The 22,405-nt window shown below is 73.2% G+C and carries 19 protein-coding genes; 10 read left to right on the forward strand and 9 right to left on the reverse strand.

Translation table 11 applies throughout. The features are described from left to right. The first annotated feature begins 154 nt into the window (after window positions 1-154). The gene (locus tag ACFZB9_RS25780) at window positions 155-871 is read left to right on the forward strand and encodes a transposase (RefSeq protein ID WP_391450876.1); all 717 of its coding nucleotides are present in this window, start codon (window positions 155-157) and stop codon (window positions 869-871) included. 32 nt (window positions 872-903) lie between these two features. On the opposite strand, the gene ACFZB9_RS25785 is transcribed toward ACFZB9_RS25780, so the two are convergent. Genes ACFZB9_RS25785 through ACFZB9_RS25805 form a run of 5 tightly spaced genes read right to left on the reverse strand, consistent with a single transcriptional unit; the run spans window position 904 to window position 6,405 of the window. After that, on the reverse strand, window positions 904-2,214 hold the full coding sequence (locus ACFZB9_RS25785; protein ID WP_391450878.1) for a DUF58 domain-containing protein: 1,311 nt from the start codon (window positions 2,212-2,214) through the stop codon (window positions 904-906). Between the two features lie 43 nt (window positions 2,215-2,257). Continuing rightward, window positions 2,258-3,244 (reverse strand): AAA family ATPase, encoded by a 987-nt coding sequence (locus ACFZB9_RS25790; protein ID WP_391450880.1) that lies wholly within the window; start codon window positions 3,242-3,244, stop codon window positions 2,258-2,260. Further along, complete coding sequence (locus ACFZB9_RS25795; protein WP_391450882.1) at window positions 3,241-4,473, reverse strand: DUF4350 domain-containing protein; 1,233 nt, start codon at window positions 4,471-4,473, stop codon at window positions 3,241-3,243. Before ACFZB9_RS25795 ends, ACFZB9_RS25790 begins: the two co-directional genes overlap by 4 nt. Next, a complete protein-coding gene (locus tag ACFZB9_RS25800; RefSeq protein WP_391450884.1) occupies window positions 4,470-5,138 on the reverse strand; it encodes a DUF4129 domain-containing protein in 669 nt (222 codons plus the stop codon). Before ACFZB9_RS25800 ends, ACFZB9_RS25795 begins: the two co-directional genes overlap by 4 nt. 4 nt (window positions 5,139-5,142) lie before the next feature. Continuing rightward, on the reverse strand, window positions 5,143-6,405 hold the full coding sequence (locus ACFZB9_RS25805) for a hypothetical protein (protein ID WP_391450886.1): 1,263 nt from the start codon (window positions 6,403-6,405) through the stop codon (window positions 5,143-5,145). A 240-nt stretch (window positions 6,406-6,645) separates the two neighbouring features. On the opposite strand from ACFZB9_RS25805, the gene mtrA reads away from it, so the two are divergent. From mtrA to ACFZB9_RS25820, 3 genes are read left to right on the forward strand one after another with little or no spacing between them, the layout of a single operon-like run. After that, a complete protein-coding gene (gene mtrA, locus ACFZB9_RS25810) occupies window positions 6,646-7,323 on the forward strand; it encodes an MtrAB system response regulator MtrA (RefSeq protein WP_035848644.1) in 678 nt (225 codons plus the stop codon). A 1-nt stretch (window position 7,324) separates the two neighbouring features. Then, complete coding sequence (gene mtrB, locus ACFZB9_RS25815) at window positions 7,325-9,454, forward strand: MtrAB system histidine kinase MtrB (RefSeq protein WP_391450889.1); 2,130 nt, start codon at window positions 7,325-7,327, stop codon at window positions 9,452-9,454. Window positions 9,455-9,476: 22 nt separating this feature from the next. Next, window positions 9,477-11,321: an LpqB family beta-propeller domain-containing protein gene (locus ACFZB9_RS25820; protein ID WP_391450891.1), complete on the forward strand. Its 1,845-nt coding sequence runs from the start codon at window positions 9,477-9,479 to the stop codon at window positions 11,319-11,321. Here ACFZB9_RS25820 and ACFZB9_RS25825 read toward each other — a convergent pair. After that, entirely contained in the window at window positions 11,299-12,033 is a 735-nt protein-coding gene (locus ACFZB9_RS25825; RefSeq protein WP_391450893.1) for a ComF family protein, read from the reverse strand. The genes ACFZB9_RS25820 and ACFZB9_RS25825 overlap by 23 nt on opposite strands. A gap of 356 nt (window positions 12,034-12,389) precedes the next feature. Between ACFZB9_RS25825 and hpf the strand changes: the two genes are divergently transcribed. Both hpf and ACFZB9_RS25835 read left to right on the forward strand, forming a co-directional pair. Then, window positions 12,390-13,082, forward strand: coding sequence for a ribosome hibernation-promoting factor, HPF/YfiA family (gene hpf / locus ACFZB9_RS25830; protein WP_391450895.1), 693 nt, complete (start codon window positions 12,390-12,392; stop codon window positions 13,080-13,082). A gap of 182 nt (window positions 13,083-13,264) precedes the next feature. Beyond that, a complete protein-coding gene (locus ACFZB9_RS25835) occupies window positions 13,265-13,993 on the forward strand; it encodes a response regulator (protein WP_391450897.1) in 729 nt (242 codons plus the stop codon). Between the two features lie 50 nt (window positions 13,994-14,043). Here the strand turns inward: ACFZB9_RS25835 and ACFZB9_RS25840 are convergent, their stop codons facing one another. Further along, window positions 14,044-15,246 carry a winged helix-turn-helix domain-containing protein gene (locus tag ACFZB9_RS25840; protein WP_391450899.1) on the reverse strand — a complete coding sequence of 401 codons (1,203 nt, stop codon included), beginning with the start codon at window positions 15,244-15,246 and terminating at the stop codon, window positions 14,044-14,046. Further along, on the reverse strand, window positions 15,243-15,410 hold the full coding sequence (locus ACFZB9_RS25845) for a hypothetical protein (protein ID WP_391450901.1): 168 nt from the start codon (window positions 15,408-15,410) through the stop codon (window positions 15,243-15,245). Before ACFZB9_RS25845 ends, ACFZB9_RS25840 begins: the two co-directional genes overlap by 4 nt. A gap of 234 nt (window positions 15,411-15,644) precedes the next feature. Between ACFZB9_RS25845 and secA the strand changes: the two genes are divergently transcribed. After that, the gene (gene secA / locus ACFZB9_RS25850; protein ID WP_391450903.1) at window positions 15,645-18,404 is read left to right on the forward strand and encodes a preprotein translocase subunit SecA; all 2,760 of its coding nucleotides are present in this window, start codon (window positions 15,645-15,647) and stop codon (window positions 18,402-18,404) included. Window positions 18,405-18,495: 91 nt separating this feature from the next. Here the strand turns inward: secA and ACFZB9_RS25855 are convergent, their stop codons facing one another. Continuing rightward, entirely contained in the window at window positions 18,496-19,008 is a 513-nt protein-coding gene (locus ACFZB9_RS25855; RefSeq protein ID WP_391450906.1) for an Rv3235 family protein, read from the reverse strand. A gap of 304 nt (window positions 19,009-19,312) precedes the next feature. Here ACFZB9_RS25855 and ACFZB9_RS25860 point away from each other — a divergent pair, with 304 nt between their 5' ends. The 3 genes from ACFZB9_RS25860 (at window position 19,313) to pruA (ending at window position 22,277) form a co-directional block, all read left to right on the forward strand. Beyond that, entirely contained in the window at window positions 19,313-19,822 is a 510-nt protein-coding gene (locus tag ACFZB9_RS25860; RefSeq protein WP_391450908.1) for a DUF6912 family protein, read from the forward strand. A gap of 68 nt (window positions 19,823-19,890) precedes the next feature. After that, entirely contained in the window at window positions 19,891-20,547 is a 657-nt protein-coding gene (locus ACFZB9_RS25865) for an HAD family hydrolase (RefSeq protein ID WP_391450910.1), read from the forward strand. A 104-nt stretch (window positions 20,548-20,651) separates the two neighbouring features. Continuing rightward, window positions 20,652-22,277 (forward strand): L-glutamate gamma-semialdehyde dehydrogenase, encoded by a 1,626-nt coding sequence (pruA, locus tag ACFZB9_RS25870; RefSeq protein WP_391451197.1) that lies wholly within the window; start codon window positions 20,652-20,654, stop codon window positions 22,275-22,277. Window positions 22,278-22,405: the final 128 nt, after the last annotated feature.

Raw genomic sequence — 22,405 nt, forward strand, 5'->3', positions numbered from 1 at the left:
GGAAGCTAAGCCTCATAGCGCCGATGGTACTGCAGGGGGGACCCTGTGGGAGAGTAGGACGCCGCCGAACAATTCTTCTAGAGAAGCCCCCTTCCTTCGGGAAGGGGGCTTCTCTGCGTTCGGGGCCGGTGATGCAGGCCATTACGATCGACGTATGGCACGTCCCGGCCCCAAGGCCCACCCCGAACCCACGCCGCGTCCCGAACCCTTCGGCCTGTCCACCGACCCCTTTGCGATGGAGACCTCGCACGAGGTGGCCGCAATGTATCTGGCGCCGCCCGAGCGGGTGCTGGTGCTGCGCGTCGACGCCGACACGATGCTCCGGCCCAAGCTCCGTGAGGAGTTGCGGGAGCGTCAGGACGACGCGCTGCCGGCGACCGTGCGGACCCTGCTCGACAGTCTCGACAGCACGACGGAGAAGGTGCTCGGCACGCTGCACCGGCGCCGGCGCGGTGTGGAGTTCCGCCGCTTCCTGTCGCAGCTGGAACGGGAGTTGCCGGAGAGCGGCGAGCTCCATCTGATCTGCGACAACTACTTCACCCACAAGTCGCCCACGGTGGTGAACTGGCTGCGGGCCCACCCGCGGGTGACGATGCACTTCGCCCCGAGCGAGGCGGCCTGGCTCGCGCATGTGGAGCGCTGGTTCGCCTACCAGGCGGCCCGGGAGGCGTTCCACGGTGACAAGTCGTCCGCGGCGGCCCTGTCGGAGGGGATCACGGCCTGGATGCCGGCGATCGGGAAGAACGAGATCAGCGAGAGCGCTGCTGGCGACGCCGACGACGCCGCCGCTGATGCGGACCCCGGTCTCCAGGAGGCCGAGGAGAGCGGGTCCGGCACCGCGCACGTGTGGATCAAGCCGCAGTACGGCTGAGCGGGACAGCGGGCAGCCGCCGCGGACGGTGGCTACAGGCGCCCGGCGGCCTTGAGTGCGAGGTAGGTGTCGGCGAGGGCCGGCGGCAGCGTGGCCGGCGGGTGGTCCAGGACAGTGGCGCCGTGCCGGGTGAGGCGGTCGGCGATGGCGCGGCGGTCGGCCCGGGTCTGCTCGGCCGCGGCCGCGCCGTAGACGGCGGAGAGCGTGCCCCGGCCCGCCGCCAGCTCGGCCAGCTGCGGATCGGCGACCGCGGCCACCACCACCTCGTGGCGCTTGGTGAGCTGGGGCAGCAGCGGCAGCAGGCCGTCCTCGGCGGGGCCCGCGTCCAGGCCGGTCAGCAGGACGATCAATGAGCGGCGGCCGGCGATGCGCAGCGCGGCCGCTGTCAGCGCCCGCAGATCCGTCTCGACCAGCGCGGGTTCCAGCAGGGCCATCGCGTGGGTGACCGCGGGCAGCACCTCGGTGGCCGAGCGGCCGAGGACCGAGCCGCGCGGGCGCAGGTCGTGCGCCAGCAGGTCGACCCGGTCGCCGGCCTTGGTGGCGAGCGCGGTGAGCAGCAGCGCGGCGTCCAGGGCGGCGTCCAGCCGGGGCGCGTCGCCGACCCGGCCGGCCGAGGTGCGTCCGGTGTCGAGCACGATCAGGATGTGCCGGTCGCGTTCGGGGCGCCAGGTTCGGACGGCGACGGTGTTGCGTCGCGCGCTGGCCCGCCAGTCGATCGAGCGCACGTCGTCGCCGGGCAGGTACTCGCGCAGGCTGTCGAACTCGGTGCCCTGGCCGCGGGTCAGCAGCGAGGTGCGGCCGTCGAGTTCACGCAGCCGGGCCAGCCGCGAGGGCAGGTGCTTGCGGCTGGTGAAGGGCGGCAGCGCGCGCAGCGTCCAGGGGACCTGGTGCGAGCCCTGCCGCCCGGCCAGGCCGAGCGGGCCGAGCGAACGGATCGTCACCCGGTGCGCGCGGTGGTCACCGCGCCGGGTGGGCTGCAGTGCGGTGCTGACCCGGCGCCGCTCGCCGGGCGGTACCAGCAGGGTGTGCCGGGAGGCGGTCAGCTCGGTGCCGGGCCGGAAGACGGAGGGTGCCCAGGCGTCGCGCAGCCGGCCCCGCAGCGGGCGGCGGGACGCATTGGCGACGGTCAGCGAGACCGTGGCCGGCTCGCCGAGCCGCACCGAGGCGTCGCCCTCGCGAGTCAGCCGCAGGGCGCGGACGGGAGCCGCGAGCAGCAGGTCGGCCAGTACACCGAGCAGCAGGACCCCGCCGACCGTCCCGATGCCCGTCCAGGAGGGCAGCAGGAGTCCCACGACCAGGCTGCCCAGGGCGGCGAGCAGGGCGGTACGGCCGGTGAGGGCCACAGTCGACTCCTAGGGGCAGCGGGGGATCAGCAGACGGCGGGGATCAGCGGGGCGCGGGCGTCTGGGCGAGTACGGCCTGGATCACCGAGTCGGCGGTGACGCCCTCCATCTCGGCCTCGGCGCGCAGCTGGACGCGGTGCCGAAGGGTGGGCAGGGCCAGTGCCTTCACGTCGTCGGGGGTGACGTAGTCGCGCCCGGCCAGCCAGGCCCAGGCCCGGGAGGCGGCGAGCAGCGCGGTGGCGCCGCGCGGGGAGACGCCGAGCGAGAGCGAGGGCGAGGTCCGGGTGGCTCGGCAGAGGTCGACGATGTAGGCGAGGACCTCGGGCGAGACGGTGAGCTTCGCGATCTCGGCTCGGGCGGCGGCCAGTTCGGCGGGGCCGGCCACCGGGCGCACGCCGGCGGCGTGCAGGTCGCGCGGGTTGAAGCCGGCAGCGTGCCGGCTCAGCACCTGGAACTCCTGGTCGCGGTCGGGCAGCGGCAGGATCAGCTTGAGCAGGAAGCGGTCCAGCTGGGCCTCGGGCAGCGGATAGGTGCCCTCGTACTCCAGCGGGTTCTGGGTCGCGGCGACCAGGAAGGGCACCGGCAGCGGGCGCGGCTGGCCGTCCACCGTGACCTGGTGCTCCTCCATCGCCTCCAGCAGCGAGGCCTGGGTCTTGGGCGGGGTGCGGTTGATCTCGTCGGCGAGCAGCAGGTTGGTGAAGACCGGGCCGGGCTGGAAGGAGAACTCCGCGGTGCGCGCGTCGTAGACCAGCGAGCCGGTGACGTCGCCGGGCATCAGGTCCGGGGTGAACTGGATCCGCTTGGTCTCCAGGTTGAGCGCGGTGGACAGGGCGCGGATCAGCAGCGTCTTGGCGACGCCCGGGACGCCTTCGAGCAGCACGTGGCCGCCGCAGAGCAGCGCGACCACCAGGCCCGTGACGGCGGGGTCCTGGCCGACCACGGCCTTGCCGATCTCGGCGCGCAGGGCGCCGAGCGCCTGCCGGGGGTCGGTCGCGGCGTCGGCCCGCTCGGGGGCGGTCTGGTCGGTCACGGGTGTCGTACCTGCCTTTCCAGGGCATCGAGGTCGTCCGCGAGCCGCAGCAGTGCGGCGTCGTCGGTGGGCGGCGGGCCGTAGAGCAGGCCGTGCAGCCCGCCCGGCTCGCGCGGGTCGCCCAACCGGTCGGCGAGTGCGGTGAGCAGTGCGGTGGGCGCGGGCTCCCCGGCCGCCAGTGGCACGCCCAGCACCGGGGCCAGCCGGTGCCGAGCGGCCCGGCGCAGCGCCTCGGCGGCCCGGCCGCGGGCCTTGGCGCGGTGGTAGAGCCGGGCCCGGCCCTCGGTGGTCTCGGCCGCCCTGACCACCACGGGCAGTTCCTCGCCGACCACCGGGCCGAGCCGGCGGGCCCGCCAGAGCGCGGCCAGCACGGTGGCGAGGGCCAGCTGCACACCGGCCCAGCGCCAGCCGTCCGGGATCAGGTCGGTGAGGCTCTTCTGCTGCTCGGCGGGCGGCAGCGCCTGGTAGTCGGGCAGGAACCAGGTGAGGTGCGGCTGGGCGCCGAGCAGGCCGAGCGCGAGCGCGGCATTGCCCTGGCGGGACAGGTGCTGGTTGGTCAGGAAGAGGCCGGAACCGAGCACGATCACCTCGGTGCCGCTGGCCGTGGTGGTGCGGGCCAGCGCCGGGTAGCCGTTGCGCGGGTAGCAGCCGGTGGCGGCGCCGTCGGTCCGGTAGAGCAGGCCGCCGAGTTCGGCGCTGCCGGCCTGGGCGGCCTCGGGCAGGGTGCACTGCTGGGCGGCGTTCGCGGAGCTGACGGAGAGCGGCAGCCCGGCGGTCTCGGCGACCCGCACGCCGGGGGCGAGCAGGCCGAGTGCGGTGCTGTCGGGGGAGATCAGCACCAGGCGGCGGTGGCCGGCGGCGGCCAGGGCGGTCAGCTGATCGTCCGTCAGCAGGTCGGGCAGCGGCAGCAGGACGGTGTCGTCCCGGGCGGGGGCAGCGAGTTGGCCGGGATCCGCGGTGGTGTCGACGGTGATGCCCTGGGCGCGCAGGAGTTGGGCGGTGGCCTTGGCGCCGTCGGGGTCGGCCGAGCGCGGGTCGAGCGAGGGGTAGGCGGTGCTGTCGCCCAGACCGCCGAGCAGCAGCCCGGCCAGCAGCACGATGGCGGCCACGGCCAGGAACCAGCGGCCGCGGCGCCAGAGTTGACGTGCCGTCGGGGTGAGTGTGGTGGCGGACGCGGCGCTCACCGGTTCGGGGGACACCGTCGGCGGGGACACGGAGTGCGTGGTCACGGGGCGCCCACCGGGGCCGGGGAGGTGGGCCGGGTGCGGCGCAGCACCTGGTCGAGGTCGGCGAGCTGCTGGTAGCCGTGCCGGTCGGCGGTGCGCTCGCCGAAGGCGATGTCGTCGAAGAGGCGCGCGGCCTCGCGCAGCGCCGTGGCGTGCGCGGGCAGGTGGCGGCCGGCCTCCGCGGCGGCCTCGTCCGCGGTGCGCCCGGGGCGCGGATCGAGCAGCGTGCGCTCCTCCAGTGAGCGGACCAGCGCGCGCATCTGCTCGCGGACGGCGGCCGCGAAGTCGCCCTCGGCGGCGTGCCGCTGGGCGGCCGCGCGGTGCTGGTCGGCGGTGCGCGGGCCCTCGGCACTGAACAGCGCGCCGGTGCTGGTGGCGGCCCGCCCCGGGCGGCCCAGCCGCCACCAGAGGGCGGCGCCGACCAGCACGGCGATCACCAGGAAGAGGATCAGCCCGGTGCCGCCGTTGCTCGCGGCACTGCCGAGCTGCCCGAGCAGCTTGTCCAGCTGGTCCCAGAGCCAGGTGCTGATCCGCTGGAGCAGGGTCGGGTCGTGCCGGTGGTATTCGGGCTTCAGCAGCTCCTCGCGCGCGGCCTCGCGGGCCGCGTCGCGCGGCACGGTCACCGGAGCGTCGGCGGCGACCCGTACCCAGTCCCCCCAGGTCGGCATCGGGTCAGGCCGCCCCGCCGCCCTGGCCGGCCCAGCCGGCGCCGCCGTACTCGGGCAGTCCGGCCGCCCGGGCCAGCTCCAGGTCGAGGGCTTCGCGCCGGATCCGCTGGTCGACGTAGAGCAGGACGTTGATCGCGGCCTGGACCGGGATGGTGATCATCGAGCCGATCACCCCGCCGACCGCGATGATCACCAGGGCACTGACCGGCTGCGGGTGGTCCACGCTCCCGCCCAGCGCGCTGGTCAGCGAGCCGCCCGCCATGGCGGCGACCACCCGGAACGGGATCGCGACCACCGAGGCGAGCAGGGCGGTCAGCAGCGAACCGAGCAGGCTGATCCCGAAGATCCGCCACCAGGAGCCGCGCACCAGCTTGCGGGAGCGGGCGAGCGCGGCCTTGATGCCCTGCTTCTCCAGCATCAGGGCGGGTGTGGCCAGGCTGAGCCGGAAGTACGTCCAGAACGCGACCAGGCCCGCGCCGAGCAGGATCAGGAAGCCGATCCCCATCGGCGCTGGTCCGGTGTCGCCGAGCACGGCGAGCACGATGAGGGGGACGGCGCCGGCGACCAGGATGCCCAGCACGATCAGCACCATCAGCAGGGTCAGGCCCACCAGCCGCCACAGCTGCGGCCGGGCGGAGTGCCAGGCGGCGCCGGCCGAGACCGGCTCACCGAGGATGGCCCGGCTGACCACCACGGTCAGCAGCGCGCTCATCACCAGCCCGGCCACCGCGTCCACCAGCAGGCCGGCGCCGGCCACGACCAGGCCCGTGGTGTCCTGGGAGTTGTGCTGGCTCCACCAGTCGACGAAGGTCAGCGTGGTCTGGGTCAGGATCGCGACGACCAGGGAGAGCCCGAGCACGGTCTGCCAGTGCTTGCGGACGGTGGCGATCGAGCCGTCGAGGATCTCGCCGATGCCCAGCGGGCGCAGCGGGATCACACCGGGCTTGGGGCTGGGCGGCGGGACGGCCCAGCTCTGTTGCGCGCCCCAGCCGGGCTGCGCGCCCCAACCGGGTCCGCCGCCCCACCCCGGCTGCGGGCCCCGGCCCTGGGCGGGCTGGGGGGCGGTGGGAGCGGCCGGGGGCCGGCCGTAGGCGCCGGGGTACGGCGGGGCGACCGGCGGCGTGGCGTCCGAGGGCGGGGGCGCAGTGGTCGACCCACCGTCCGGCCCGCTGGGGGCCCCGGCCGGAGGGCGGACACCCTCGGCGCCGGTCCCGGAGGAGTCGGTCCCGGACGAGCCGGGGGAGGCCCAGCCCGAAGTGTCGGTCATCACTGCTCCTCGGCCTGGGACGGGTGCCCCAGGATGGTGGTGTGGCGCAAATCGTGCGGCCCATCGTGCCATGGTGGCGGCAGGCACCCCAGGGGTGCCCGGTTGTTGATCGACAACGGGGTCGACGGCGATGAGGAACATGAGAGTTTGGGTGGATATGGGCGCTATCGCCTGCGGGACGGGTCGGTCATGGGCACGGGTGTGCGGCAGGTCACAATCCGGTAATGAGAGGATGGGCTCATGAAAGGTCGCGTCCTCGTCGTAGATGACGACACCGCACTCGCCGAGATGCTCGGCATTGTGCTGCGTGGTGAGGGTTTTGAGCCGTATTTCGTCGCGGACGGGGACAAGGCGCTGGCCGCGTTCCGCGAGACCAAGCCGGATCTGGTGCTGCTCGACCTGATGCTGCCCGGACGGGACGGGATCGACGTCTGCCGGCAGATCAGGTCGGAGTCCGGGGTGCCGATCGTCATGCTCACCGCGAAGACCGACACGGTCGACATCGTGGTGGGCCTGGAGTCGGGCGCCGACGACTACGTGGTCAAGCCGTTCAAGCCCAAGGAGTTGGTGGCCCGGGTCCGGGCCCGGCTGCGCAGGGCCGAGGAGCCCACTCCCGAGCAGCTGACCATCGGCGACCTGGTGATCGACGTGGCGGGCCACTCGGTCAAGCGGGACGGGCGGGGCATCCCGCTCACCCCGCTGGAGTTCGACCTGCTGGTCGCGCTGGCCCGCAAGCCCTGGCAGGTGTTCACCCGCGAGGTGCTGCTGGAGCAGGTCTGGGGCTACCGGCACGCGGCCGACACCCGGCTGGTGAACGTGCACGTGCAGCGCCTGCGTTCGAAGATCGAGAAGGACCCGGAGCGCCCGGAGATCGTGGTCACCGTGCGCGGGGTCGGATACAAGGCCGGACCCAGCTGACGTGACGTATCAGGCACACCCCTCCCCGTCGGGCCCTGGGGCCGACGGGGAGGCGCTTCTCGGGGGATCGGGCACCGGGCGCCGGCTGGTGCCGCCGCTCGGGTTGCTGAGCCGGCGGGCGGGCAGCCCGCTGCGGCAGGCCTCGGCGCTCTACCGCCGCTCGATCCAGTTGCGGGTGGTCACGGCCACCATGCTGCTCGCGGTCGCGCTGGTGGTGGTGCTCGGGATCGTGGTGATGGCCCAGGTCCGCACCGGGCTGCTGGACACCAAGAGGCACGCCGCCGAGAACCAGGCCAGTGGTGGCTTCACCACCGCGCAGATGCAGAGCGACGCGCTGGCCGCCCAGCGGGCCAAGACCGGCAGCACCGCCGACCCCAGCCCCAGCGAGACCGGCACCTGGCTGGCCGACCAGGTGGCCAGCCTGGCCAGCGGCGGCCAGGGCGTCTACTCGGTGATCGGCCTGGTGCCCTCCACCGACCAGAACGCCGACGCCGGGCTGCTCAGCGCCCGGGCCTCGGGCGACGTCAACCGCAACAGCATCTCGCAGGCCCTGCAGGAGCAGGTGGCCCAGGACCCGAACCGGGCGCACGAGCAGACCACGATCATCCACCGCGACATCGCGGGGCAGCCGGGGCAGTACCGCTCCGAGCCGGGGCTGGTGATCGGCAGGCAGCTGCACGGACCCGACCGCGAGAACTACCAGCTCTACTTCGCCTTCTCCTTCGCCCAGGAGGACAACGCGCTGAGCCTGGTCACCGGCACGGTGGCCACCGCCGGCGTCTTCATCGTGATCCTGGTCAGCTGCACCGCCTGGCTGGTGGTGCGCCAGGTGGTCACCCCGGTCCGGATGGCCGCCGGGATCGCCGAACGCCTGGCGGACGGCCACCTGGAAGAGCGGATGAAGGTCACCGGCACCGACGACATCGCCCGCCTCGGCGGGTCCTTCAACCGGATGGCTGACGCACTGCAGGCCCAGATCCGGCAGCTGGAGGAACTCTCCCGGGTGCAGCGCCGGTTCGTCTCGGACGTCTCGCACGAGCTGCGCACCCCGCTGACCACGGTGCGGATGGCCGCCGACCTGATCTACGACAGCCGCGAGGACCTGGACCCGATGGCGGCCCGCTCGGCCGAGCTGCTGCAGGGCCAGCTGGACCGGTTCGAGTCGCTGCTCGCCGACCTGCTGGAGATCAGCCGGTTCGACGCCGGGGCCGCGGTGCTGGACGCCGAGCCGGTGGACCTGCGTGACGTCGTGCAGCGGGTGGTCGAGGCGGCCGACCCGCTGGCCCGGCTCAAGGGCAGCAAGGTGCTGCTGGCCGGCGCCGACGAGCCGGTGGTGGCCGAGGTCGACCCGCGCCGGATCGAGCGGATCCTGCGCAACCTGGTGGTCAACGCGCTGGAGCACGGCGAGGGCCGGGACGTGGTGGTGCGGCTGGGCTCGGCCGACGGCGCGGTCGCGGTCGGTGTGCGCGACTACGGCATCGGGCTCAAGCCCGGCGAGGCGTCGAGGGTCTTCCACCGGTTCTGGCGGGCCGACCCGTCCCGGGTGCGGACCACCGGCGGCACCGGCCTCGGCCTGTCCATCGCGGTCGAGGACGCACACCTGCACGGCGGCTGGCTGCAGGCCTGGGGCGAACCGGGCGGCGGCTCGCACTTCAGGCTCACCCTGCCGCGCACCCGCGGCGGGGAGATCGGCCGGGCACCGTTCCGGCTGGAGCCCGAGGACTCCCGCTACAACCGCGGCCTGCGGGCCCAGGGCACCCCGTACCGGCGGGCGCTGCCGAGCGGGGCGACGGCGCTGACCGCCGGCGGTGTGCCGACCGTGATCCCGGAGACCCCGGGTGGTGCCGGCGCCGGGCTCGGGCCCGGGCTCGGCGGGGTGCTGAGCATCGGCGGTGCGGGGCTCGGGCCCCGGAGGCTGCCCACCGTCCCGGTGGTGGCCGACCCGTCCGACGTGCGTGCGGCAAGCGGCGGGTACGGTGCCACCGGCGCCCAGATCGTGGTGGATCCCGGGCGGGCGAAGGCGCCGGACGGCGAGTCGGGGCAGAGCCGGCACGGGTCGGCGAGCGGTGCGGCGGACGACGCCGAGGACACGAGCGCTAAGGGGGCGCGGGGTGGGGAGCAGCAGGACTGACCGGCGGCGCCGGGGGGCGGGCGTGCCGTGGGTCGCGCTGACGGTGCTGCTCGCGGCAGGCTGCGCCACCATGCCGGACAGCGGCGAGCCGCAGGCGGTGAGCCCACCGCCGAGCTCCGACCAGGGTGTCCAGGTCCGGGTGATCCCGGTGCCGCCGCGCGACGGCCAGTCGCCGCGCGAGGTGCTGCAGAACTTCCTGGACGCCTCGATCTCGGACGAGCACGACTACCAGACCGCCCGGCAGTACCTGACGCCCGAGGCGGTCAAGACCTGGCAGCCGGACAGCGGCGCGGTGGTGCTCAACGACACCACCCCGCACCAGTCGTCGGGTGACGGCGACCTCGACCACGCCACGGTCACCCTGCACTCGCAGGAGGTCGCCACGCTGGACGCCAAACACACCTACCAGCCCAAGAGCGACCAGTTCGGCGCCACCTTCACGCTGATCAACGTGGCCAAGGACGCCGACAAGGACGGCAAGGACGCGACGACCAAGGCGCAGTGGCGGATCACCGACCTGCCGAGCACGCTGATCCTCAACCAGACCAACTTCCACAACGCCTACCAGCAGGTGGACCGGTACTTCTTCACGCTGCCCGACCCCTCCGGCAGCGGGGGCGACCAGCCGGTGCTGGTGCCGGACCCGATCTTCATCAGGCGCCGGATAGACCCGGCCTCCGCCGCGGCCGCCGCGCTCGCCCAGGGGCCCTCCGACTGGCTGCGCCCGGCCGTCCGCTCGGCCTTCGACGGCACCGAGCCGGCCGCCACCGTCGACACCGACGACCCGACCAGGCCCAAGCTCCAGATCAACGGCGTCGACTTCGTGATCAGCGAGCGGCAGTGCCAGCAGATGGTGGCGCAGCTCTACTTCACCCTGGCCAGCCTGAACGGTTCGGGCCCGCTCGACCGGGTGACGCTGACCTCCAGCCGGCACGGGAGCTGTGAGCTCACCCCGACGGCGGCCAAGGCCCTGCCGTGGGCGCCGGGGGCGCTGGCCGACAGTGCGGGGGTGGAAGGCCAGCCGTACGCCCGCAAGGCGGACACCGGTCAGCTGGAGCGGCTGGACACCGCCGCCACGGTGCCCGGCGTTCTCGGGGCCGTCACCAGGCCCGGCCCGCTGGCACCGGTCGGCGGCCGGGTGCAGGGGCCGTTCGCGGTGCGCCGGGACGGCAAGGCCGCCGCCGTGATCAGCGAGGACGGCAAGTCGCTGTACGTGGCCAACCTGGACGACTCGGTCAAGCAGCTCGGCGCCCCGCTGCTCACCAGCCACGCCGCGCAGGGGCTGGCCTCGCCCAGCTGGGACGGGCTCGGCGGCCTGTGGGTGGTGGACCGCGATCCGGCCGGCCCGCAGGTCTGGCTGCTGCGAGGGCAGAACCGCACCGCCGTACCGGTGGGGGTGCCGGCCGGCAGCACGGTCGACACCATCAAGCTCTCCTCCGACGGCACCCGGGCCGCGCTGCTGCTGCGGGACGCCACCAGCGGTGCACACAGCCTGGCGATCGGCCTGGTGCAGCGCGGTGGCGGTTCGCCGTCGGCCGTCTCGATCGTGGGAGTGCGGCTGATCGCGCCGCAGCTGTCGGACGTGACCTCGGTGTCCTGGGCCGATCCGGACCAGCTGCTGGTGCTCGGCAAGGAGGTCGAGAGCGTGCCGCAGCTGCACTACGTGCCCACCGACGGCTCGCCCGGGGTGGACAACCCGCTGCAGTCGGTGGACGGGATGACGGTGGTGGCGGCCCCCGAGGACCGGACCGACGCGGTGCTGGCGGACTCCAAGGACCAGGACCACACCGTCTACTCGCTCAGCGGCTCGGGCCAGCCGCAGTGGAAGGTCTACGGCAAGGGAGTCATGCCGACCTACCCGGGGTAGCGCGCGGCGGCCCGTGCGGCGGTTCCTGGCGTGCCGTGGCGGCCACCGTCGCGGCGGCCAGTGGCGGGGCGCCGGCCGCGCGCAGCGCCCGGGCGGCCTCGGCGAGGCTGGCGCCGGTGGTCACCAGGTCGTCCACCAGGACCAGGCGGCGGCCGCCCAGCGCGGTGTGGAAGCGGGGCGGGACGGTCAGCGCGCGGTGCAGGTTGGCCCGGCGCTGCTCGGCGCCGAGGCCGGCCTGGTCGGCGACGCCCCGGTGCTGGCGCAGCACCGGGGCCAGGCGGCAGGGCAGCCCGGTGCGGCTGAGCCGCCGGGCGGCGCTCTGGGCCAGCCGCCGGGTGGCGTCCTGGCCGCGGGCCCGCACGGCGTGCCGCGCGGAGGGGACGGGGACCAGCAGGACCGGGCCCGGGTGCGACCCGGGCGCCGCCGCCTCGGCGAGCGCGGCCCGCACCGCCTCGGCGAGCACCGCGCCCAGCGGGCCGGCCAGCCGCAGTGCGCCGCGCTCCTTGTGGGCGATCAGCAGGCGACGCAGCGGGTCCCGGTAGACCGCGCAGGAGTGCAGCGGTGGCAGACCGGGGGGCGATGCGTGAGCACCGGTGGGCCGGGCGCGCAGCCCGGCGAGCAGCGCGCGGCAGGCGGGGCAGAGCTGGCTGCCGGGTTCGCCGCAGCCGGCGCAGCTGGCGGGGAGCAGGAGATCGAGCAGGGCGCCGGACATGACACCTCCGATTGGGCGGTCACGCTGCGTAGTGGCGCCATGATGGGCCGTCTGGGCGGAGTTGTCCAGATATTTACCCTCACTTCACTCGATGGAGGGTAGACAGGGGTGAACAGCTGTCCGGCCGCAACCCGCGCCCCTAGGGTCCCGCTGAGGAGGCGAAAAGACTGCCCCGGGTGTCTGATGAGGCTCCTAGGGGGTTTCAAGCTCCCCCGGTGGGGAGTAAGTGGGTGAGGGCCCGGCCCGTCAGGTCCGTGGACCAGACGGTGAACCGGCGGCAGAGTGGCTGGTCAGGCTGGGTCTCAGCCCGATCCGGTAGTCCGGATCGGCGTCAGCACGAGGGATCGGAGTTCTGCGTGGACATCGTCGTCAAGGGCCGCAAGACCGAGGTGCCCCAGAGGTTCCGCGAGCACGTGGCCGAAAAGCTGGAGAAGGTCCAGAGGTTCGACGGCAAGGTGATCAGCCTTGACGTCGAGGTGTCCAAGGAACACAACCCGCGCCAGGCCGACCGGTCCGACCGGGTGGAGATCACCGTCCGCACTCGTGGCCCGGTGATCCGGGCCGAGGCCGCTGCCGCGGATCCCTACGCGGCGCTGGACCTGGCCTCGGCGAAGCTCGACGCCCAGCTGCGCAAGTCCGCCGACCGGCGCCGGGTGCACCACGGCGCCCGCACCACGCCGCTGAGCGTGGCCGAGGCCACCGCGCGGATCGCGGCGCTGCCCGGCACGGCGACCGTGGAGGAGCTGGAAGAGGCGCCGGTGCGCAAGACGGTGGCGCCCTCCCTGGAGGTGGAGGGCGAAGGACCGCTGGTGGTCCGCGAGAAGACCCACAGTGCCTCGCCGATGACGCTGGCTCAGGCACTGCATGCGATGGAGCTGGTCGCCCATGACTTCTACCTCTTCGTGGAGAAGGACAGCGGGCTGCCGAGCGTGGTCTACCGCCGCCGCGGCTACGACTACGGCGTCATTCACCTGAAGGCCGACGGTCTGGAGCCGGACGGCGACATCGGCGGTGCCGGCGGCGCGATCAACACGGCGGCCGACCGCTGACCGCACTCTCCCCGTAGGACAGCTCCGGCGGCCGGCCGAGGACCGGCCGCCGGTTCGTCGTTCGTGGGCACAGTCCTCACGGGTCGCACCCGTCCGGGCGACCCCGCCGATCGACGGTTGAGTTCGGCCGCCGAGGGCGTGGAATGATGAGGCCCACAGCGTTCGGCAACGGGGAGGGGCGGATGGCGGACCGGTTCGAGAGTGGCGGCGGCGAGAGCGTGGAGCCCGCGTACGCGCCACGGGGCGGCGAGCCGATCCGCGTCCTGGTGGTGGATGATCACGCACTCTTCCGGCGGGGGCTGGAGATCGTGCTCGCCGAGGAGAGCGACATCCGGGTGGTCGGCGAGGCGGGGGACGGTGCCGAGGCGGTGCTCAAGGCGGCCGACCTGCTGCCCGACATCATCCTGATGGATGTCCGGATGCCGCGCCGCAGCGGTATCGAGGCCTGCACCTCGATCAAGGAGGTGGCCCCCAGCACCAAGATCATCATGCTGACGATAAGCGATGAGGAGGCCGACCTCTACGAGGCGATCAAGGCGGGGGCGACCGGCTACCTGCTCAAGGAGATCTCCACCGACGAGGTGGCCACCGCGATTCGCGCGGTGGCGGACGGGCAGTCGCAGATCAGCCCGTCGATGGCGGCCAAGCTGCTGACCGAGTTCAAGTCGATGATCCAGCGCCGTTCCGACGACCGGGAGTTGGTGCCCGCGCCGCGGCTGACCGACCGCGAGCTCGAGGTGCTCAAGCTGGTGGCGACCGGGATGAACAACCGGGAGATCGCCAAGGAGCTCTTCATCAGCGAGAACACGGTGAAGAACCACGTCCGCAACATCCTGGAGAAGCTGCAACTGCACTCCCGGATGGAGGCCGTGGTCTACGCGATGCGGGAGAAGATCCTCGAAATAGGGTGAGCCGCCCGGGGCGCGGTCGGCGGTGCGGTCGGCCGGACGGGCCCCAGGCCCTAGCCGAGCAGCCGGTCGAGCTCGGGCCGCAGCGACCCGGCGCTCGCTCCCTCGGCCGTCAGTGCCTCGACGCGCACCTCGGTGCAGCCCACCCAGTCGGCCGCCTCGCGCAGCGCCTGGGCCAGTGCGGGCAGTTGGCGCGGCGAGTCGAGGGAGACCTGGCGGGCCACCAGGGTGGTGCCCGCGCGGGCCGGGTCGACCCGGCCGACCAGTCGGCCGCCGGCCAGCAGCGGCATCGCGAAGTACCCGTGCACCCGCTTGTACTTGGGGGTGTAGGCCTCCAGCCGGTGCGACATGCCGAAGATCCGCTCGGTCCTGGCGCGGTCCCAGACCAGCGAGTCGAACGGGGAGAGCAGGGTGGTGCGGTGCCGGCCGCGCGGTTCGCCGGCCAGCGCCGCGGGGTCGGCCCAGGCGGGGGCGGTGGCCGTGCCGCCACCCTGGCCCCAACCTGCCACCGCGACCGGGACCAGCCCGGACTCGGCCAGCACGGCGTCCAGTTGGGCGGACTTCAGGCGGTGATAGTCCATCAGGTCGGCCCGGGTCGCCACCCCGAGGGCCTGGCCCGCCTGCCGGACCAGCTGCGCCAGGCACTCCTGGTCGCTCGGCTCGCGCTGGTACAGCTCGCCGGGCACCGCCTGCTCGGCGAGCGCGTACACCCGCTTCCAGCTCCGGCGTTCGGTGCAGACCACGTCGCCGAAGGCGAGCGCGCGCTCCACCGCGATCTTGGCGTCGGACCAGTCCCACCACTCGGCCGTCCTCTTGGCCCCGCCCAACTCGGTGCTGGTCAGCGGCCCCTCGGTGCGCAGCCGGTCCAGCACGCCCCGGTAGGCCTGGGTGCTCACCTGGTGGCCCCAGAGGTGGCCGCGCTCGCGGTAGTCGCGGCGGCGGAAGGCGAAGAGCGGCCACTCCTCGATGGGCAGCACGCAGGCCGCGTGCGACCAGTACTCGAAGCTGGTCCGCGCGCCCCACAGGGCGTGCTCGACGGCGGGGCGGCCGACCGCGCCGAGCCGGGCGTAGGGCACCAGTTCGTGCGAGCGGGCCAGCACCGAGATGGTGTCCAGCTGGACGGCTCCGAGGTGGCGCAGCACGCCGCGCACCCCGGCCCGGCGGTCCGGAGCGCCGAGCAGGCCCTGGGCGCGCAGGGCGATCCGGCGGGCCTGGTCGGCGCTGAGGGTCAGGGCGGGCGGCGGCGCTGCGGTCATGCGGGCAGCGTAGGTGCCGCCACCGACAGCGCGCGGCGACGCCGGGCCGCGGTCGGCGAGGGCTCGTTGCCGGTGTAGGCGACCCACTCCAGCCGGCGCAGCCCGCGCCCGGTCTCCAGGGCGGCGGTCTGCGGGGCCGGGGGAACCGGGGTCGCAGTTCTCATGAACGGAGTATGGTCGGGCGTCCAGCGGGCCGAAAGTGACGTTCCCGCGCCCGATTTGTACCCCTATCGATACCTATCGCGGGATCCGCCCCCAAGGGTGACACCGGAATGGCGTGCTGACGCACCTCCCGGCGTGTTGGCCTCCTCGCATACGATGGCCCGTACGGTGGGGTGGATCCCGCCGTACAAGTCGTTGCTCAGTCCAGTGCCAATCCAGGCGAGGAGCCCGCTCAAGTGTCCGTCTTCGACAAGATCCTGCGCGCCGGCGAGGGCAAGATCCTTCGCAAGCTGCAGCGGATTGCTGCCCAGGTCAACTCCATCGAAGAGGACTTCGTCAACCTCACGGACGACGAGCTGCGTGCGCTGACCGACGAGTACAAGACGCGGCTCGCCGACGGCGAGACCCTGGACGACATCCTCCCCGAGGCCTTCGCCACCGTCCGCGAGGCTGCCAAGCGCGTGCTGGGCCAGCGCCACTACGACGTGCAGCTCATGGGCGGCGCCGCCCTGCACCTGGGTTACGTCGCCGAGATGCGCACCGGCGAGGGCAAGACCCTGGTCGGCACGCTGCCCGCCTACCTCAACGCGCTCACCGGCAAGGGCGTGCACCTGATCACCGTCAACGACTACCTCGCCGAGCGCGACTCGGAGTGGATGGGCCGGGTGCACCGCTTCCTCGGCCTCGAAGTCGGCGTGATCCTGGGCAACATGCCGCCTGCCGAGCGCAAGCGCCAGTACGGGATGGACATCACGTACGGCACCAACAACGAGTTCGGCTTCGACTACCTGCGCGACAACATGGCGTGGTCGCAGGAGGAACTTGTCCAGCGCGGCCACAACTTCGCGATCGTCGACGAGGTCGACTCGATCCTGATCGACGAGGCCCGGACCCCGCTGATCATCTCCGGCCCGGCCGACCAGGCGACCAAGTGGTACGCCGACTTCGCCAAGCTGGTGCTGCGCCTCAAGCGCGACCGCGACTACGAGGTCGACGAGAAGAAGCGCACGGTGGGTGTGCTGGAGGAGGGCGTCACCCGGGTCGAGGACTACCTGGGCATCGACAACCTCTACGAGTCGGTGAACACCCCCCTCGTCGGGTTCCTGAACAACGCCATCAAGGCCAAGGAGCTCTACAAGAACGACAAGGACTACGTCGTGATGAACGGCGAGGTCATGATCGTTGACGAGCACACCGGGCGTATCCTCGGCGGCCGCCGCTACAACGAGGGCATGCACCAGGCGATCGAGGCCAAGGAGGGGGTGGAGGTCCAGAACGAGAACCAGACGCTGGCCACCATCACCCTGCAGAACTTCTTCCGCCTGTACGACAAGCTCTCCGGTATGACCGGTACCGCCACCACCGAGGCGGCCGAGTTCCACCAGATCTACAAGCTCGGCGTGGTCCCGATCCCGACCAACAAGAACCCGCTGCGGATCGACCAGCCCGACCTCATCTACAAGTCCGAGCCGGCCAAGTTCGCCGCCGTGGTCGAGGACATCGCCGAGAAGCACGAGAAGGGCCAGCCGGTCCTGGTCGGCACCGTCTCGGTGGAGAAGTCCGAGTACCTCTCCCAGGAGCTGCGCAAGCGCGGCATCCCGCACGAGGTGCTGAACGCCAAGCACCACGAGCGCGAGGCGCAGATCGTCGCGCAGGCCGGGCGCAAGGGCGCGGTGACCGTGGCCACCAACATGGCCGGCCGTGGCACCGACATCATGCTCGGCGGCAACCCCGACCACCTGGCCACCGCGGAGCTGGCCCAGCGCGGCCTGAACCCGGTGGACACCCCGGAGGAGTACGAGGAGGCGTTCCCGGCCGCGCTGGAGAAGGCCAAGGCGGCGGTCAAGTCGGAGCAGACCGAGGTGCAGGAGATCGGCGGCCTGTACGTGCTCGGCACCGAGCGGCACGAGTCGCGCCGGATCGACAACCAGCTGCGCGGCCGCTCCGGCCGTCAGGGCGACCCGGGCGAGTCCCGCTTCTACCTCTCGCTGGGCGACGACCTGATGCGCCTGTTCAAGGCCGGCATGGTCGAGCGCGTGCTGTCGATGGCCAACGTGCCGGAGGACGTGCCGATCGAGTCCAAGATGGTCACCCGCGCGATCGCCTCCGCGCAGACCCAGGTCGAGCAGCAGAACTTCGAGATCCGCAAGAACGTCCTGAAGTACGACGAGGTGCTCAACCGCCAGCGCGAGGTCATCTACGGCGAGCGCCGCCGGGTGCTGGAGGGCGAGGACCTGCAGGAGCAGATCGGCCACTTCATGGACGACACCGTGGAGGCGTACGTCGCCGCCGCCACCGGTGAGGGCTTCGAGGACGACTGGGACCTCGAGAAGCTCTGGACCGCGCTCAAGCAGCTCTACCCGGTCACCCTGGAGCTGGACGCCCTGGAGGAGGAGGCCGGCGGCAGCTCCGGGCTGACCACGGACTTCCTCACCAAGGTGGTCCAGGAGGACATCCAGGCCCAGTACGGCGCCCGCGAGGACCAGCTCGGCGAGCAGGTCATGCGGGAGCTGGAGCGCCGGGTGGTGCTCTCGGTGCTGGACCGCCGCTGGCGCGAGCACCTCTACGAGATGGACTACCTGCAGGAGGGCATCGGCCTGCGGGCCATGGCCCAGCGCGACCCGCTGATCGAGTACCAGCGCGAGGGCTTCGACATGTTCGGCGCCATGATGGAGGGCATCAAGGAGGAGTCCGTCGGCTACCTGTTCAACCTGGAGGTCCAGGTCGAGCAGCAGGTCGAGGAGGTCCCCCTGGCGGACGCCGAGGAGACCGAGGTCTCGCTGGAGAAGACCGCCCGTCCCGAGATCAAGGCGAAGGGCCTGGAGGCCCCGAAGCCGCAGCGCCTGCACTACACCGCCCCGATGGTGGACGGCGACGACACCGTGATCGAGGGCGACTTCGAGGACGACGTGCAGGACGAGGCGGAGGGCGACGGGCTGACCCGCGCCGAGCGCCGCAAGGCCGCGAAGTCGGCCAAGGGCCGCCGCCGCAAGTGAGGCGGGCCGGTGTGACCGGCTGAATCGCCGACGGGCCGGTACCAGCTGATCAGGGCGCCGTCCGGGGAGACCCGGGCGGCGCCCTGTCGTGTCACCGGGCCTCCACGGCGGCGCACTGCCACTGCGCGGTGCGCCAGTGCCGCTCCAGCCGGAAGGCCACCATGCGGTGCCGGACACCGGCCTCCACCCGCACGCAGACCTCCAGCGCGCCGGGCCCCGGGGCGCTGGTGTGCACCCGGCCGAGCCTGGGGCGCGGCAGCGACGCGGCCCGGCGCAGCGGGCCGTCCTGCGCCAGCCGGGCCAGCTGGCGGTAGCCGTCGTGGGTGGTGTGGCGGGCCAGCTGGCCCGCCGGGCGGGCCCCGGCGAGCACCTCGACCAGGCGCAGCGCGAAGCGGGCGGCCAGGCCGCCGTCCGCCTCGGCCGGCCCGTCTGCGCAGGCGGCGCGCGGGTGACGGGGGCCGCGTTGCGCCGCCGGGCGGTGCCCGGCCACGCGGTGCGGGGCCGTGGGGCGCGGGGCCGTTCGGTGTCCGGCTGCGGCGGGTCGACGTGCCAGCCGGTGGATCGCCGGTGCGGTGGCTGCGGGGTGGAGCGCGGTCTCGGCCATGGGTTGAGTTCCCCCGGGTCGGGTGCGGGACGGTCTGACCCTGTTATCGGCGTCCGCCGCCGCGCCCGCAGCACACCCGGGAGGCCCGCGCACCGTCCCCCGGATGGCGGCTTGACGAGCCCGGGAGCCCTGTCGCCCCTGGCACCTGACGACGGCCGGGCGGCCGAGGGCGCCGCCGTGCGATCCGCTCGAAGGGGGACACCGCGGTGATCGCCCGGGCCGTATTCTGTGGACGTCCCCCGGGAGCAACCCGCCCGGGGTCCGGAAGCCACGAAACACCCCACGAATGCGGAGCGTGCCCCCGATGCGTGTCTACGTGCCCACCACCCTGGCCGCCCTGGCCCAGGCGCACCCGGACGGCGCGCTGGAGCAGTCCGCTGCCTACGCGGTCACCCCCGCGCTGCGCGAGTGGTACGTCAGCGACGACCTGGAGGAGCTGGAGTACGCCGCGCTGGTCCGCGCCGCGCAGTCCTCGCTGCGGCTGCTGGCCGCCGACCCCGCCGCGCCGCGTCGCCGCGTGGTGGTGGCGCTGGACGTGGCGGACGGCGCCGTCCAGCCGTTCCCCGGTGACGAGTACCAGGACCAGGCCTCGCTCGGCCGGGTGGTGCTGGCCGGCACGGTCAGGCTGGCCAAGGCCGCCGCGGTGCACGCGGACGCGAGTGACCGGGAGGTGCTGGCGGACGTCGAGGCGGCTGTCGACGCGATCACCGCCGCCGACGCCGGGGACGAGGACGCGCAGTTCAGCGTGGACGGCGCCGAGGACCACGAGCTGCTCTGGTTCGCCACCCAGGAGATCCCCGGCCTGCTGGCCTGAGCCGTCGCGCAACCTTCCCGCCCACCGCAGGACGGACAGCTGTCAGTGACAGCCGCTACCGTGCCCGGGTGCGAACTCATATCGTCTGGGACTGGAACGGCACGCTGCTGCACGACATGGCGGCGGTGCTCGGGGCGAGCAATGCCGCCTTCGCGTTGGTCGGCGGTGCACCGCTGACGCTCGAGCAGTACCGCGAGCTGTACGAGATCCCGATCCCGCGCTTCTACCAGCGGGTGCTGGGGTTCCAGCCGAGCGGGGCCGAGTGGGAGCGGCTGGACGCCGCCTTCCAGCAGCGCTACGCCGAGCTGAGTTCCGGCTGTGTGCTGACCGAGGGTGCCCCCGAGCTGCTGGCCGCCTGGGCGGCCGAGGGCGGCACCCAGTCGCTGCTGTCGATGTACGAGCACCGCCGCCTGCTGCCCGCCGTCGAGGCCTTCGGCATCCAACGGCACTTCCTGCGGGTGGACGGCCGCACCGGCCCCTCGCACGGGCAGAAGGCCGCTTCGCTGGTGCGTCATCTGGCCGCGCTCGGCTCCGCGGTGGACCCGGCCCGCACCGTGGTGATCGGCGACGCGGCCGACGACGCGCTGGCGGCCCGTCAGGCCGGCGCGCACGCCGTGCTCTACACCGGCGGTTCGCACATCCGGGCGAACCTGGAGCCGGTCGGGGTGCCGGTGGTGGACAGCCTGGCCGAGGCGGTCGAGCTGGCCCGCGCAATCACCGGCTGACCCGCGCCGCGGGGCGGCCGCCGGTGTGTCGCCGCCCGGCCCGGGGCCGGGCCGTGGTCAATCTTGGTTGACCACAGTCCCACGGAGCGGAGCCAGCCATGCCGATCGACGCCGTGACCAAGGTGCCCGTCCCGGTGAACGAGCCGGTGCACGGCTACGCCCCGGGCAGCCCGGAGCGCGCGCGGCTGATGAAGCGGCTGGACGCGCTCGCGGCCGAGCCGATCGCGCTGCCGATGACCATCGGCGGCGAGCAGCGGTTCGGCTCCGGCGAGCGGGTCGACGTGGTCCAGCCGCACCACCACGCGGCCCGGCTCGGCGTGCTCGGCAACGCCACCACCCAGGACGCCGCGCTCGCGGTGGAGGCGGCCCTGGCGGCCGGTCCCGACTGGCGCCGGCTCTCCTTCGACGACCGGGCGGCGGTCTTCCTGCGCGCCGCCGAGCTGCTGGCCGGGCCCTGGCGCGAGACGCTGGCGGCGGCCACCATGCTCGGCCAGTCCAAGACCGTCCAGCAGGCCGAGATCGACGCGCCCTGCGAGCTGGTCGACTTCTGGCGCTTCAACGTGCACTTCGCCCGGCAGATCCTGGCCGAGCAGCCCGAGTCCTCGCCCGGCGTGTGGAACCGCACCGACCACCGCCCGCTGGAGGGCTTCGTCTACGCGGTGACCCCGTTCAACTTCACCGCCATCGCCGGCAACCTGCCCACCGCCCCGGCGCTGCTGGGCAACACCGTGGTCTGGAAGCCCGCGCCCACCCAGACCTTCGCGGCCCACCACCTGATGCGCCTGCTGGAGGCGGCCGGACTGCCGCCCGGGGTGATCAACCTGGTCACCGGGGACGGCCAGGCGCTCTCCCAGGTGGCGCTGGCCAGCCCCGACCTGGCGGGCCTGCACTTCACCGGTTCGAGCGCCACCTTCCGCACGCTCTGGCAGACCATCGGGGCCAACCTGGCGGGCTACCGCGGCTTTCCGCGGATCGTGGGGGAGACCGGCGGCAAGGACTTCCTGATCGCGCACCCCTCGGCCGACCCCGGCACGCTCACCACCGCGCTGATCCGGGGCGCCTTCGAGTACCAGGGCCAGAAGTGCTCCGCGCTCTCCCGCGCGTACCTGCCGCGCAGCCTCTGGGCGCGGATCAAGGACGATCTGCTGGCCCAGGTGGACGCCCTGACGGTGGGCGATGTCGGCGACCTGTCCAACTTCATGGGCGCGCTGATCGACGCCAGGGCCTTCGCCAAGAACCGCGACGCGATCGAGCGCGCCAAGCAGGACCCGGACGTCGAGCTGGTGGCCGGCGGCCAGTACGACGATGCGATCGGCTACTTCGTGCGTCCCACCGTGCTGGTCGGCGGCACGGGCCGCAACGAGATCTTCAGCACCGAGTACTTCGGCCCGATCCTGGCGGTGCAGCTCTACGAGGACGCCCGCTGGAGCGAGGCGCTGGCCGCGGTGGACGGCGACGCCCCCTACGGCCTGACCGGCGCGGTCTTCGCCACCGACCGGCACGCCATCGCCCAGGCGATGGAGGTGCTGCGGTTCGCGGCCGGCAACTTCTACGTCAACGACAAGCCCACCGGGGCGGTGGTCGGCCAGCAGCCCTTCGGCGGCGGCCGGGCCTCGGGGACGAACGACAAGGCCGGTGCCGCGCAGAACCTGCTGCGCTGGACCTCGGCCCGGTCGATCAAGGAGACCTTCGTCCCGGCGACCCTGGTCGGCTACCCCCACCTGGGCTGATCAGCGCACCTCGCCAACTGGACAACCTGTCCAGGAAGAGTGGATCTCCCTTCGACTTTGCGCCTCCCTGTCCCCTGACACCCTGGTTTTCGCCCGTTAGGCTGGCTGGGTCGTCGGGGCACTTCCAC

It is taken from the genome of Kitasatospora sp. NPDC008050, assembly GCF_042957465.1.
Taxonomy (GTDB): domain Bacteria; phylum Actinomycetota; class Actinomycetes; order Streptomycetales; family Streptomycetaceae; genus Kitasatospora.